This window comes from Streptomyces sp. Alt3 (assembly GCF_030719215.1).
In the GTDB taxonomy this organism is placed as follows: domain Bacteria; phylum Actinomycetota; class Actinomycetes; order Streptomycetales; family Streptomycetaceae; genus Streptomyces; species Streptomyces glycanivorans.
In genome coordinates this window covers 6,259,139-6,273,203 of record NZ_CP120983.1, presented here as the reverse complement: position 1 = coordinate 6,273,203, position 14,065 = coordinate 6,259,139, and the positions used below count along the sequence as shown (strand labels likewise).

Below are 14,065 nucleotides of genomic sequence, written 5' to 3'. Positions count from 1 at the left end.
GTATGACGAACGGTCCGGTGGGAGGCGCGACGAGCCTCTTCGAGGCGCTGTACGACGACGAGAACGCCGTCGTACGGGCGCTCCGCGCGGGCGCGTCCCCCGAGTCGCGCGACGAGGAGGGGACGACCGCGCTCTATCTGGCCTGTGTGCAGGACCTGCCCGGCGCGGTCCGTCTGCTCCTGGCCGCGGGCGCGGACCCGGACCGGGCCAGCGGCCCGGAGGCGGGCGACCTGCCGCTGTGCGGGGCTGCGTGCGGGGGCCACACGGAGGTCGTCGGGGCGCTCCTGTCCGCCGGGGCGGATCCGGACCTGAGGGAGGAGTTCGGTTTCACCGCGTTGCGCTGGGCGGCGGGCCTCGGTCACGCAGGGGTCGCGGAGGTCCTGCTGGACCACGGCGCCGACCCGGACCGGCCCGGCCCGCGGGGCGAGGTCCCGCTGGTGGTCTCGGCCCGGCGGGGATCGGTCCGCACCGTGCGGGCCCTGCTCCGGCACGGCGCCGGGAGTCTGTCCCCCGCCCTGGAGGAGGCCAGGCGCATGCTCGCCTCGGATGCCGAACGGGAACTCCGGGACGTGCTGCGGCGCATGTACGGGGACGGGGAGCACGCGAGCACGGTGCGCCGTGAGCGGGTGGACGGCGGGGTGACCGTCACGGTCGAACTGCTGCGGGACGGGGAGCCCTTCGCGGGCCAGGACCTGCAGACGGGACACGGGGCGATCGCGACGCTCCTGGAGCACGAGCTGGGTGTGCGGACCCCGTTCGAGGAACTGGCCGTCCGGGCGCTGCGGGGCGGGGGCCCCGGGCTGGACAACTGGCTGGAGGCGGTCGGGGTCCTCTGGCTGCGCGGTGACGAGGAGACGTTCCAGGCGGCGGCCGCGTGGGCCGCGGCGGGGGACGCTCTGCTGCGGGCGTTCGGGGCGGACGTGCTGGCGCGGCTCGGATTCCACACCGGCGGCAGGCCGTTCGCCGGGCGGGCCGTTCCGTTGCTGCGGGAACTGGCCCGGTCCGCGGACCCGGTACCGGCCGGCGCGGCGGAGCGGGCGCTCGCCGGGTACGAGGCCGCGCCCGGGGAGTGAGAACGGGCGCGGGGAGTGAGAACGGGCGCGGGGAGTGAGAACGGGCGCGGGGAGTGAGAACGGGCGCGGGGCCCGCCCGCGAGGCGGTGGCGGGCCCCGCGCCCAGGAGGGGTACGACGGACGTGGTGACCGGCGGACCGGTCACCACGTCCCGCGGGTCACGCCGCCCGGCGTCCGCGGCCGGGAGCGTTGCCGCGCCCCGTGCCGCCCGCCCGGCCGGCTCCGGCGCCGCGGCCGGTGCCGCCCGCGCCGCCGGATCCACCGCGAGGCGCTCCGCCGTTGCCGCGGGCTCCGCCGTTGCCGCGGGCTCCGCCGTTGCCGCCGGAGGCGCCGCGTGAGCCGCCGCCCGCACCGCCGCGGGCCGCGCCTCCGGTGCCCTGAGCGGCGCCGGAGCCCGCTCCCGCACCGGATGTGCCGCTACGGCCCCGGCCACGGCCACGGCTGCCCGAGCGGAACGACCCGCCCGTGGCCGAGCCTGATCCCTGGCTCCCGCCGCGCGTGCGCGGCTTGGGCTGCGTCGGCTCCGGCACCTCGATGACGACCGCGACGCCGGACGGCTCACGGGCTCCCGTGATGCGGCTGAGTTCCTCGTCGCTGGACTTGATCCGGGTGGTGAGCGGCGCGATGCCGGCGTCCTGCATGAGCCGGGTCATGTCGCGCTTCTCGTCGGGCAGTACGAGCGTCACGACACTGCCGGACTCCCCGGCGCGCGCGGTGCGCCCGCCCCGGTGGAGGTAGTCCTTGTGGTCGGTGGGCGGGTCCACGTTCACGACCAGGTCCAGGTCGTCGACGTGGATGCCTCGTGCCGCCACGTTCGTCGCGACGAGCGCGGTGACCTCGCCGGTCTTGAACTGGTCCAGTGTCCGGTTGCGCTGCGGCTGGGAGCGTCCGCCGTGCAGGGCCGCGGCACGCACACCGCTGGCGAGGAGCCGCTTGGCGAAGCGGTCCGCGCCTCGCTTGGTGTCCACGAACATGATCACGCGACCGTCGCGGGCCGCGATGCGGGTGGCGACGGCCTTCTTGTCCGTCTCGTCCGCCACGTGCAGCACGTGGTGCTCCATGGTGGTGACGGCGCCGGCCGACGGGTCGACCGAGTGCACGACCGGGTCGGTGAGGAACATCTTGACCAGCCGGTCGATGTTCTTGTCGAGGGTCGCCGAGAACAGCATCCGCTGCCCGTCCGGCTCGACCTGCTTGAGGAGTGCGACGACCTGCGGCATGAAGCCCATGTCGGCCATCTGGTCGGCCTCGTCGAGGACGGTGATGGACACCGCGTCGAGCCGGCAGTCGCCGCGCTCGATGAGGTCCTTGAGGCGGCCGGGCGTGGCGACGAGGACCTCGGCGCCACGGCGCAGCGCACCGGACTGCCTGCTGATCGACATGCCGCCGACGACGGTGGCGACGCGCAGGTTCACGGCGGTCGCGTACGGGGTCAGCGCGTCGGTGACCTGCTGGGCGAGTTCCCGGGTGGGGACGAGGACGAGTGCCAGCGGTGCGTGCGGCTCCGAGCGGCGTCCGGCGGTGCGGGCGAGCAGCGCGAGGCCGAAGGCCAGGGTCTTGCCGGAGCCGGTGCGACCGCGGCCGAGGATGTCACGGCCGGCCAGCGAGTTCGGGAGGGTGGCGCCCTGGATGGGGAAGGGCTCGGTCACGCCCTGCGCGGCGAGGGTCTTCAGCAGCGCGGCGGGCATGTCGAGGGCGTCGAACGACTCGACGGCGGGAAGCGCGGGGGTGATGGTCTGCGGCAGGGCGAACTCGCCGCCCTGGGGCGGTGCGGGCTTGCGGCGTGCCGGGGCACGGCCCGCGCCCCGGGTGTTCGTCTGCGGCCGGTCCGTGCCGCGCCCCTTTATCGGGCGGTTACGGGTCGGTCGGTCCTGGCGTTCGGAGCGGGTCATACGGAATTGCCCTCCTGGGGGATTCCTGGGATCACTGCCGACTGCTGCGGACTGCTCGGATCTGTGCGCCCCAGGATGCATGCACAGAGCAGGTGTCCCGGTGGCTGAGCCTGAACCGGGGGTGACGACGAGTCGGAAACAGCACAAACCGGGGCCCGCACCTTCACGGTGCGGGCCCCGGCTGCGAGGTACGCGTCCGGCAATTAGGCCGGGACGATGTTCTCCGCCTGCGGGCCCTTCTGGCCCTGCGTGACGTCGAAGGAGACCTTCTGGCCCTCCTGGAGCTCACGGAAGCCCGAGGTGGCGATGTTGGAGTAGTGGGCGAAGACGTCGGCGCCGCCGCCGTCCTGCTCGATGAAGCCGAAGCCCTTTTCCGAGTTGAACCACTTCACGGTTCCAGTAGCCATGTCATTCTCCTAAAAGAGGTGCAGTGCCGGAAATCCGCACTTTACGAATTCCAAGTCGCCGCATTGAGCCCCATCCGGAGAAAGCCGGAAAACAATAAAGCGCCTGAGGAGGGTTCCCGTCAGGCGCACATAAAGTTCATGGGTACCAAAACTGCAACTCGGCAACCGTAGCACGTTCTGTCGCCGAGCGGCAGATCACTCCGCCACGGCGCGTCGGGGAATCCGCCGGCCGGCGCGGTGGCGGGGGCCGTTCACGGCGGGGCCAGAAATCGTGCCGGAGCACCTCCTGCCCCGTTCCCCCAAGGGTGTGCCCCTTCTCCGCCCACCGGCGTGACGTCTGCCACGCCGGCTCGGCGGAGCCGGACCGGCCTCATCGCCCGGGGCGCGGTTTCACCCGGATGCCGCACTCCGGTGCCTGATTGCCGCACCCCGGCGCCTCGCGCCGGAGGTTCCCGGGAGCCGGATCGGTGGCAGGGGGTTACGCCGGACGGGTGGCGCGGCGGACGGGTGTCAGGTGCGGGGTGTGAGGCCGTCCAGCAGGAGAGCGAGATACCCGCGGGCGAGGTACCCGGAGTCGGGGCCGGTGCCGGGTTCCTGCCAGGAGGCCGTGCCCCAGACGGCGTCGCGGACGAAACGGCAGGTGAGCCGGGTGTCCAGGTCCCTGCGGAAGACCCCGTCGGCGACGCCCCGCTCCAGGGTGCGGCTCAGGGCCTCCTCGAACACGGGCCGTGCTCCGGCGAGGTGCGGGAAGCCGGGCCTGGTGGCGAGGTGCTCGCCCTCGGTCCGGTAGATGGCGGCGGCGGCACGGTTCCGTCCGATGTGGCGGAAGGATGCGGTGACGAGCGCTTCGAGGGTGTCCCGGGGGCCCAGCCCGGCGTCGAGGACGGCGCCGCAGGCGGCCCGGAGCCCGGTCAGGAAGGTGGAGAGGATCTCGTCGGCCATCGACTCCTTCGAGTCGAAGTGGTGGTAGAGGCTGCCGGCGAGCATGCCCGCCTCGTCCGCGATCCCGCGCATGGTGGTGGCGTCGTAGCCCTGTGCGGCGAAGACCTGCGCGGCGATGGCCAGCAGTTCGGGGCGGCGCTCCGGCCGGGAGGCCGCCGTGGGCTTGTTCTTGGTAGGCACTCCCCCATTGTCCGCCCGGCCACGCGGCCCCCGGCACCGCGTGGCCGCAGGTCAGAGCGTCACGTCTCGCGTACGGGACTGTCGTCGGCGGCCCTGCGCAGGGTGCGCAGGGGGTGGCCGGGGCGCCAGACCTGGACGACGAGGTCGTCGCCGTCGAGCCCGGTGCGGACCACTTCCGCGGGGTCGGCGCGGAAGAGGAGGAAGGGCTGCGGGGGTGTCACCTCGTCGACGAAGCGGGCCAGCACGGCGGGGTCGGTGATCTCCGCGGCCCGTCCGGAGACACGGACGTCGCCGTCTGTCATGTCCGCGTCGGGCCCCGGGTTGGCCTGTACGGCGAAGCGCGGGTCGCGCCGCAGGTCCAGCGCCTTGCGGGAGTTCGGCATCATGCCGAACCACAGCGCGTCCATGCGGAACTCCACCTCCAGGCCGGTGACCCGGGGCGATCCGTCCGCGCGCAGGGTCGCGAGGACGTGGTGCCTGTACTGCTGGAACCGCTTCCGCACGGTGTCCTCGAAGGCGGGTTCCGCCGCGCGGAGGTCCTGCCATGAACTCGGTGTCGCGCTCGATGTCATGCGTCCCATCGAACCGCTGAACCAGGACATCCTCTGTCGTCTTTCGCGGGAGACCTGGCACATCACCCGACCGGGGGCCGGCGCCGCACGTCCGTGGCGGTTCCGTCCGCCCTGGTGACCGCGGGGCTTCCGGGCGTACGGCACCCCGGCCCCCAGGTGTCCCGCCGCTCACCGGCGTTCGCTATCTTGAGCGCCGCCGCCCCTTGCGGCGCTCCTCCCCGTCGACGAATGAAGGAGCCGGCCATGGAGGCCGCCGCCACCACGTGTTACCGCCATCCGTCGCAGGAGGCGTACGTGCGCTGCACGCGCTGCGACCGGTACATCTGCCCCGACTGCATGCGTGAGGCGTCGGTCGGGCACCACTGCGTGGAGTGCGTGAAGGAGGGGCAGCGTTCGGTCCGTCAGGCCCGTTCGCTGTTCGGTGGCGCGGTGACGGGCGCCGCGGCGCCGGTCGTGACCTATGTGCTGATGGCGCTCAACATCGTCGCGTACGTGGTCGAGGTGGTCAGGTCCGGGACGGTGGACCGGTTCGGGATGCTCGGGGCGGTTCTCGTCGATCCGTCGGGCGTGCAGTACTACTACAAGGGCGAGACCTATCCCGGCCTGGAGCTGACCGGGGTGGCCGACGGTGAGTGGTACCGGCTGCTGACGGGCGCCTTCCTGCACCTGCCGCCCGACGCGTCGTTCGGCGTGATGCACCTGGTCTTCAACATGCTCGCGCTGTGGAACCTCGGCCGGATGGTCGAGGGCCAGCTCGGGCGGGCCCGGTATCTGGCGCTGTACCTGCTGTCGGCGGTGGGCGGTTCGGTCCTGGTCTACCTGGTCTCGCCGGAGACGACGGCCGTCGGTGCCTCGGGTGCGATCTTCGGTCTGGCGGCGTCGTTCTACGTCATCAACCGGCGTCTGGGCCGGGACATGCGGGCGGTCAACCGCTTCATGGCGGGGTTCCTGCTCTGGATGGTCATCTCCGCCGCGTTCACCTCGTGGGAGGGGCACCTCGGCGGGCTGCTGACCGGCGGGCTGGTGACCTACGGGCTCGCGTACGCGCCGGCCAGGCTGCGCACGTCCGCGGCGCAGCTGGCGGGCGGGGTGGTTCTGGTCGTGCTGCTGGTGGCGGTGGTCGCCCTGCGGACGGCCGTTCTGACCGGGGCGGTCTGACGGCCGAACTCGCGGGTCCCTGGACCGAGTCCGCTTTCTGGGACCATCGTCCCATGGTGAGAGATGTGTCAGGGGCGGAGTCCGGGCGCTCCGAGGGCTCCGGGAGCGGTGGACCGGGCGTCGGCGGGCGGGGCGGGTTCGTCCGGCGGCTGCACCCGCTCGACTGGCTCGCCGGGGGTCTGCTGGTCCTCGGGCTGCTCGCCGTGGTGACCGGTCTGCTGCCCTCGGAAGTGGCCGCGGACGAGATGCGCCGGGTGGGCCCCCTGGTGGTGTTCCTGGGCACCGTGATCGTGATGGCCGAACTGACGGGCCGGGCGCAGGTCTTCGCTGTCGTGTCGGCCTGGGTGGCCCGGGCGGGGCGGGGGCGCTATCCGCTGCTCTTCGGGCTGTGCGTGCTGTTCGCCTCTCTCACCACGATCACGCTGAATCTGGACACGACCGCGGTGCTGCTGACCCCGGTCATGCTGGCTCTGGCCACGCGGGTGGGGATCGCGGCGGTGCCGCTCGCGATGACGACGGTGTGGCTCGCCAACACGGCGAGTCTGCTGCTGCCGGTCTCGAACCTGACGAATCTGCTGGCGGCGGAGCGGGTGGCGCTGTCGCCGGCGGGGCTGGCCGCGGTGATGTGGCTGCCGCAGCTGGCGTCGATCGCCGTGACGTCGCTGTGTCTGTGGGTCTTCTACTGGCGTCGTGGCCGGCGCGGGGCGGACCGGTACACCCCGCCGGGCCCTCCGGTGGCCGGGGACCCCGTCCTGCTGCGGATCTGTTCGGTGGCCGTGGCGGGCTTCCTGCTGGCGATCCTGCTGGCGGACGTCCCGCTGTGGTCGGCGTCGCTGACGGCGATGGTGGTCGTCGTGGTGGCGTTCGCGGTGCGTCGCAGGCGGGAGCTGAGCCTGTCGCTGGTGCCGTGGCGGCTGCTGGTGCTGGTCCCGGGGATGTTCCTGGTGGTGGCGACGGTCGGCGCGCACGGCCTGCACGCGCTGCTGGAGTCCGCGCTCGGCTCGGACAACGGCTTCGTGGGGATGCTGCGGTCGGCGGCGGTGGGCGCGGGGCTCTCGAACGTCCTGAACAACCTGCCGGCCTATCTGGCGGGCGAGGCGGCGGTTCCGGTGGGGAACCACGAGCAGCTGCTGGCGCTGCTCGTGGGGGTGAACGTGGGGCCGCTCGTGACCCCGTGGGCGTCCCTGGCGACGCTGCTGTGGTTCGAGCGGTGCCGCTGGCACGGGACCCGGATCGGCATGGGCCGCTTCCTCGGCACCGGCCTGGTGCTGTCGGTGGCGGGCACCCTGGCCGCCGTGTCCGCGCTGGCGCTGGTCACCTGAACGTTGTCCGGCCCCCTGGGTGCGCCCGGACACGCCGCGGCGCCCGCCATGTCCGGTCGGGGACGGGGCGGGCGCCGCGTTCAGTTCCGTACGCCGTTGTACGGGACGTCGGTGTGCCGTGATCAGACCATCAGGGAACGGTCCGTCGGGCGGATCGGGGCGTGCAGTGCGCTCGTCCCGGTCAGGAAGCGGTCCACGCCGCGCGCCGCGGAGCGGCCCTCGGCGATGGCCCACACGATGAGGGACTGGCCGCGGCCCGCGTCACCGGCGACGTGGACGCCTTCGACGTTGGTCGCGTAGTCCTCGTCGCGCGCGATGTTGCCGCGCTCGTCGAGTTCGAGGCCGAACTGCTGGACGAGTCCGTTGGCCTGGTCGGTGCCGGTGAAGCCCATGGCCAGGGTGACGAGCTGGGCGGGGATGACCCGCTCGGTGCCGGCCTTCTGCTCCAGCTTGCCGTCCTTGAACTCGACCTCGATGAGGTGGAGGGACTGGACGTTGCCGTCCTCGTCGCCCTCGAAGTGGGTGGTGGAGACGGAGTAGATCCGCTCGCCGCCCTCCTCGTGCGCGGAGGTGACCTTGTAGAGCATGGGGAACGTCGGCCAGGGCTGGTTGGCGTTACGGTCCTCGCCGGGCTGCGGCATGATCTCCAGCTGGGTGACCGAGGCCGCGCCCTGGCGGTGGGCGGTGCCGACGCAGTCGGCGCCGGTGTCGCCGCCGCCGATGACGACGACGTGCTTGCCCTCGGCGGTGATCGGGGAGACCGTCAGGTCGCCCTCCTGCACCTTGTTGGCGAGCGGGAGGTACTCCATCGCGAAGTGCACGCCGTTCAGCTCACGGCCCGGGACGGGCAGGTCGCGGGAGACGGTGGCACCGGCGGCGATGACGATCGAGTCGTAGCGGCGGCGCAGCTTCGCGGCGTCGATGTCCCGGCCGATCTCGATCTCCGTGCGGAACTTGGTGCCCTCCGCGCGCATCTGCTCGATGCGGCGGTTGATGTGCGACTTCTCCATCTTGAACTCGGGGATGCCGTAGCGCAGCAGTCCGCCGATGCGGTCGGCGCGCTCGTAGACGACGACCGTGTGGCCGGCCCGGGTGAGCTGCTGGGCGGCGGCCAGACCGGCCGGACCGGAGCCGATGACGGCGACGGTCTTGCCGGAGAGGCGCTCGGGCGGCTGCGGGGTGACGTCGCCGCTGTCCCAGGCCTTGTCGATGATGGAGACTTCGACGTTCTTGATGGTGACGGCCGGCTGGTTGATGCCGAGGACGCACGCCGACTCGCACGGAGCGGGGCACAGGCGGCCCGTGAACTCCGGGAAGTTGTTCGTGGCGTGCAGGCGCTCGGACGCCGCCGACCAGTCCTCGCGGTAGGCGTAGTCGTTCCACTCGGGGATGAGGTTTCCGAGCGGACAGCCGTTGTGGCAGAACGGGATGCCGCAGTCCATGCAGCGTCCGGCCTGCTTGCTGATGATCGGGAGCAGCGATCCCGGAACGTAGACCTCGTTCCAGTCCTTGACGCGCTCGCCGACGGGGCGGGTCTTGGCGACCTCGCGTCCGGTGGTCAGGAAGCCCTTGGGGTCAGCCATTGGTCGCCGCCTCCATCATCTTCTCGGTGGTCTCCTGCTCGGAGAGACCGGCGAGCTCAGCGGCGTCCTTGGCGGCGAGCACTGCCTTGTAGGTGGACGGGATGATCTTGCTGAAGCGGGCGGCCGTGGAGTCCCAGTCGGCCAGCAGCTTCGCGGCGACCGTGGAGCCGGTCTCCTCCTGGTGGCGGCGCACGACGTCGTGCAGCCACTGCTTGTCGGCGTCGTCGAGCAGTTCGACGGCGCCGAGGTTGCCGGTGTTGACGTTGTCGAGGTCGAGGTCGATGACGTACGCGACACCGCCGGACATGCCTGCGGCGAAGTTGCGTCCCGTCTCGCCGAGGACGACGGCGTGACCGCCGGTCATGTACTCGCAGCCGTGGTCGCCCACGCCTTCCGAGACGACCGTGGCACCGGAGTTGCGGACGCAGAAGCGTTCGCCGGTGCGTCCGCGGAGGAACAGCTCGCCGCCGGTCGCGCCGTAGCCGATGGTGTTGCCGGCGATGGTGGAGTACTCGGCGAGGTGGTCGGCGCCGCGGTCCGGGCGGACGATGACGCGGCCGCCGGAGAGGCCCTTGCCGACGTAGTCGTTGGCGTCGCCCTCCAGGCGCAGCGTCACACCGCGCGGCACGAACGCGCCGAAGGACTGGCCGGCGGACCCGGTGAGGGTGATGTCGATGGTGTCCTCGGGCAGGCCCGCACCGCCGAACTTCTTGGTCACCTCGTGGCCGAGCATGGTGCCGACCGTCCGGTTGATGTTGCGGATGGCGACCTGCGCGCGGACGGGCTGGGCGGTCTCGGCGCTGTCGGCGCCCAGGGCGTCGGCGGCGAGCTTGATGAGCTCGTTGTCGAGTGCCTTGGCGAGGCCGTGGTCCTGCTCGGCGATCTGGTGGCGCACCGCTCCCTCGGGGAGCTCGGGCACGTAGAAGAGGGGCTCGAGGTCGAGGCCCTGGGCCTTCCAGTGGGTGACGGCCCGCTCGGTGTCGAGGAGTTCGGCGTGGCCGACGGCCTCCTCGATCGTGCGGAAGCCGAGCTCGGCGAGGATCTCGCGGACCTCTTCGGCGATGAACTCGAAGAAGTTGACGATGTACTCGGCCTTGCCGGAGAACCGGTCGCGCAGGACGGGGTTCTGGGTGGCGATGCCGACCGGGCAGGTGTCGAGGTGGCAGACGCGCATCATGACGCAGCCTGAGACGACGAGCGGCGCGGTGGCGAAACCGAACTCCTCGGCGCCCAGCAGTGCGGCGATGACGACGTCGCGGCCGGTCTTGAGCTGGCCGTCGGTCTGGACGACGATGCGGTCGCGCAGGCCGTTGAGCAGCAGGGTCTGCTGGGTCTCGGCGAGGCCGAGCTCCCAGGGGCCGCCCGCGTGCTTGAGCGAGGTGAGCGGCGAGGCGCCCGTGCCGCCGTCGTGTCCGGAGATGAGGACGACGTCCGCGTGGGCCTTGGAGACACCCGCGGCGACCGTTCCGACGCCGACCTCGGAGACCAGCTTCACGTGGACGCGGGCCGCCGGGTTGGCGTTCTTGAGGTCGTGGATCAGCTGAGCCAGGTCCTCGATGGAGTAGATGTCGTGGTGCGGCGGGGGCGAGATCAGGCCGACGCCCGGGGTGGAGTGCCGGGTCTTGGCGACCCACGGGTAGACCTTGTGGCCGGGCAGCTGGCCGCCCTCGCCGGGCTTGGCGCCCTGGGCCATCTTGATCTGGATGTCGTCCGCGTTGACCAGGTACTCGCTGGTGACACCGAAGCGGCCGGAGGCGACCTGCTTGATGGAGGAGCGGCGGGCCGGGTCGTAGAGGCGCTCGGCGTCCTCGCCGCCCTCACCGGTGTTGGACTTGCCGCCCAGCTGGTTCATGGCGACGGCGAGCGTCTCGTGCGCCTCCTGGGAGATGGAGCCGTACGACATGGCGCCGGTGGAGAAGCGCTTGACGATGTCGGCGGCGGACTCGACCTCGTCGATGGAGATCGGCTCGCGGCCGTTCTTGAAGCCGAACAGGCCTCGGAGCGTCATGAGGCGCTCGGACTGCTCGTTGACCCGGCCGGTGTACTTCTTGAAGATGTCGTACCGGCGGTTGCGGGTGGCGTGCTGGAGGCGGAAGACCGTCTCCGGGTCGAAGAGGTGCGGCTCGCCCTCGCGGCGCCACTGGTACTCGCCGCCGATCTCCAGCGCGCGGTGCGAGGCGGAGATGCCCGAGGCGGGGTACGCCTTGGCGTGCCGGGCGGCGACCTCCTTGGCGACGACGTCGAGTCCGGCGCCGCCGATCTTGGTGGCGGTGCCGTTGAAGTACTGGGTGACGAAGGCGTCGTCGAGGCCGACGGCCTCGAAGACCTGGGCGCCGCGGTAGGAGGCGACGGTGGAGATGCCCATCTTGGACATGACCTTGAGGACGCCCTTGCCGAGGGCGTAGATCAGGTTGCGGATGGCCAGCTCGGGCTCGATGCCCTCGATGAACGTGCCGGCGCGGACGAGGTCCTCGACGGACTCCATCGCGAGGTACGGGTTGACGGCGGCGGCGCCGTAGCCGATGAGCAGTGCGACGTGGTGGACCTCGCGGACGTCTCCGGCCTCGACCAGCAGGCCCACCTGGGTGCGCTGCTTGGTGCGGATGAGGTGGTGGTGGACGGCCGAGGTGAGCAGCAGCGAGGGGATCGGCGCGTGCTCGGCGTCGGAGTGCCGGTCGGAGAGGACGATGAGGCGGGCGCCGTCCTCGATGGCGGCGTCGACCTCGTTGGTGATCTCCTCGATCCGGGCGGCGAGTGCGTTTCCGCCGCCGCTGACGCGGTAGAGGCCGGAGAGGGTCGCGGCCTTCATTCCCGGCATGTCGCCGTCGGCGTTGATGTGTATGAGCTTGGCCAGCTCGTCGTTGTCGATCACCGGGAAGGGCAGGGTGACGCTGCGACAGGACGCGGCGGACGGCTCCAGGAGGTTGCCCTGGGTGCCCAGGGAGGAGCGCAGCGAGGTGACGAGCTCCTCGCGGATGGCGTCCAGCGGCGGGTTGGTGACCTGCGCGAAGAGCTGGGTGAAGTAGTCGAAGAGCAGCCGGGGGCGCTCGGAGAGCGCGGCGATCGGCGAGTCGGTGCCCATGGAGCCGAGGGGTTCGCCGGCGGTGCGGGCCATCGGGGCGAGGAGGACGCGGAGCTCTTCCTCGGTGTAGCCGAAGGTCTGCTGGCGGCGGGTGACCGAGGCGTGGGTGTGGACGATGTGCTCGCGCTCGGGGAGGTCCTCGAGCTCGATCTCGCCGGTTTCCAGCCATTCCTCGTACGGGTTCTCGGCGGCCAGGGACGCCTTGATCTCGTCGTCCTCGATGATGCGGTGCTCGGCGGTGTCGACGAGGAACATCTTGCCGGGCTGGAGGCGGCCCTTGCGGACGACCTTGGCGGGGTCGATGTCCAGGACGCCGACCTCGGAGGAGAGGACGACGAGTCCGTCGTCGGTGACCCAGTAACGGCCGGGGCGCAGACCGTTGCGGTCGAGGACCGCGCCGACCTGGACGCCGTCGGTGAAGGTGACGCAGGCCGGTCCGTCCCAGGGCTCCATCATCGTGGAGTGGTACTGGTAGAAGGCGCGGCGGGCCGGGTCCATGGAGGCGTGGTTCTCCCATGCCTCGGGGACCATCATCAGCACCGAGTGCGGCAGCGAGCGGCCGCCGAGGTGGAGCAGCTCCAGGACCTCGTCGAAGGAGGCGGAGTCGGAGGCGTCCGGGGTGCAGACGGGGAAGATGCGGTCGAGCTGCGCCTCGCCGAAGAGGCTGGAGGCGAGCTGGGACTCGCGGGCCTTCATCCAGTTGCGGTTGCCCTTGACCGTGTTGATCTCGCCGTTGTGCGCGACGAAGCGGTACGGGTGGGCGAGCGGCCAGCTGGGGAAGGTGTTGGTGGAGAAGCGGGAGTGGACCAGCGCGACCGTGGTGGCGAAGCGGCGGTCGGAGAGGTCCGGGAAGAACGGCTCCAGCTGCCCGGTGGTGAGCATGCCCTTGTAGACGATCGTGCGTGCGGAGAGCGAGGGGAAGTACACCCCGGCCTCACGCTCGGCGCGCTTGCGCAGGACGAAGGCCTTGCGGTCCAGCGCGATGCCGGTGCTCGTACTGTCGGCGACGATCAGCTGGCGGAACTCCGGCATGACGGCGCGGGCGCCGTTGCCGAGGATGTCCGGCGTGACCGGGACCTGACGCCAGCCGAGGACGTCGAGGCCCTCCTCGGCGGCGATCTTCTCGATCTGCTTGACCGCGTCGGTGGAGTCGTCCGCGGGCAGGAAGGCGATGCCGACGGCGTAGGAGCCGGCCTCGGGGAGTTCGAATCCGGCCTCTTCGCGGAGGAAGGCGTCCGGGACCTGAAGGAGAATGCCGGCGCCGTCACCCGAGTCGGGCTCGGATCCTGTGGCGCCGCGGTGTTCGAGGTTGCGCAGTACGGTCAGCGCCTGCTCGACCAGCTCATGGCTGGCCACACCGGTCAGAGTGGCCACGAACCCGACACCACAGGCGTCGTGCTCGTTACGGGGGTCGTACATCCCCTGCTGGACAGGGCGACCGTCCATGGGCGACCAGGCGTCGGAACGCATTGGCTCTCCCGTCGTCGTCGTGGCATGTGCTGTGCCGAGGGACGACGCTGGCCCTCTGCGAAATTTCGTGCAGGTTACATGATGGAACGCTTCTCAAAAAGCGGAAAGGCTGTTCCAACATGCGGACACCACGGAGCCGCGGTGCGGGTGGGTCACGATCGGGCGGATCCTTTTGGATCACTGTCCGGAGGGAGACCGCAGAGAGCAGGCGTCGTTGCCCGCGAGTGTCTACGGCTCTTGCCCGGCGGTCATGGAATCGAAACCGCCGAGTAACGGCTACTTATGTGCAGCTCTGCATAGCGTCTCATTTTACGGCGGCCCTGCCCCATCCGCCCAGTGACGTGCGCCAAGACGTACATCACACAGTCGCAACAACGCGGGCCG

9 protein-coding genes are annotated in these 14,065 nt (G+C 71.3%); 3 read left to right on the top strand and 6 right to left on the bottom strand.

The features are described from left to right. Positions 1 to 2 precede the first annotated feature (2 nt). The gene (locus P8A20_RS27665; RefSeq protein WP_306104422.1) at positions 3 to 1,073 is read left to right on the top strand and encodes an ankyrin repeat domain-containing protein; all 1,071 of its coding nucleotides are present in this window, start codon (positions 3 to 5) and stop codon (positions 1,071 to 1,073) included. A gap of 158 nt (positions 1,074 to 1,231) precedes the next feature. On the opposite strand, the gene P8A20_RS27660 is transcribed toward P8A20_RS27665, so the two are convergent. From P8A20_RS27660 to P8A20_RS27645, 4 genes are all read right to left on the bottom strand, one after another. Further along, the gene (locus P8A20_RS27660) at positions 1,232 to 2,965 is read right to left on the bottom strand and encodes a DEAD/DEAH box helicase (RefSeq protein WP_306104421.1); all 1,734 of its coding nucleotides are present in this window, start codon (positions 2,963 to 2,965) and stop codon (positions 1,232 to 1,234) included. Between the two features lie 203 nt (positions 2,966 to 3,168). Then, the gene (locus tag P8A20_RS27655; RefSeq protein ID WP_003969786.1) at positions 3,169 to 3,372 is read right to left on the bottom strand and encodes a cold-shock protein; all 204 of its coding nucleotides are present in this window, start codon (positions 3,370 to 3,372) and stop codon (positions 3,169 to 3,171) included. A gap of 510 nt (positions 3,373 to 3,882) precedes the next feature. After that, positions 3,883 to 4,494, bottom strand: coding sequence for a TetR/AcrR family transcriptional regulator (locus P8A20_RS27650; protein WP_147962928.1), 612 nt, complete (start codon positions 4,492 to 4,494; stop codon positions 3,883 to 3,885). A gap of 59 nt (positions 4,495 to 4,553) precedes the next feature. After that, positions 4,554 to 5,066 carry a pyridoxamine 5'-phosphate oxidase family protein gene (locus P8A20_RS27645; protein WP_306104420.1) on the bottom strand — a complete coding sequence of 171 codons (513 nt, stop codon included), beginning with the start codon at positions 5,064 to 5,066 and terminating at the stop codon, positions 4,554 to 4,556. A gap of 243 nt (positions 5,067 to 5,309) precedes the next feature. Between P8A20_RS27645 and P8A20_RS27640 the strand changes: the two genes are divergently transcribed. Further along, entirely contained in the window at positions 5,310 to 6,224 is a 915-nt protein-coding gene (locus P8A20_RS27640; protein ID WP_306104419.1) for a rhomboid family intramembrane serine protease, read from the top strand. 53 nt (positions 6,225 to 6,277) lie between these two features. Further along, the gene (locus P8A20_RS27635) at positions 6,278 to 7,546 is read left to right on the top strand and encodes an ArsB/NhaD family transporter (protein WP_147962931.1); all 1,269 of its coding nucleotides are present in this window, start codon (positions 6,278 to 6,280) and stop codon (positions 7,544 to 7,546) included. Positions 7,547 to 7,668: 122 nt separating this feature from the next. Here P8A20_RS27635 and P8A20_RS27630 read toward each other — a convergent pair whose 3' ends face one another. Further along, positions 7,669 to 9,129, bottom strand: coding sequence for a glutamate synthase subunit beta (locus P8A20_RS27630; protein WP_147962932.1), 1,461 nt, complete (start codon positions 9,127 to 9,129; stop codon positions 7,669 to 7,671). Continuing rightward, positions 9,122 to 13,681, bottom strand: coding sequence for a glutamate synthase large subunit (gene gltB, locus P8A20_RS27625; RefSeq protein WP_306104418.1), 4,560 nt, complete (start codon positions 13,679 to 13,681; stop codon positions 9,122 to 9,124). Before gltB ends, P8A20_RS27630 begins: the two co-directional genes overlap by 8 nt. Positions 13,682 to 14,065: the final 384 nt, after the last annotated feature.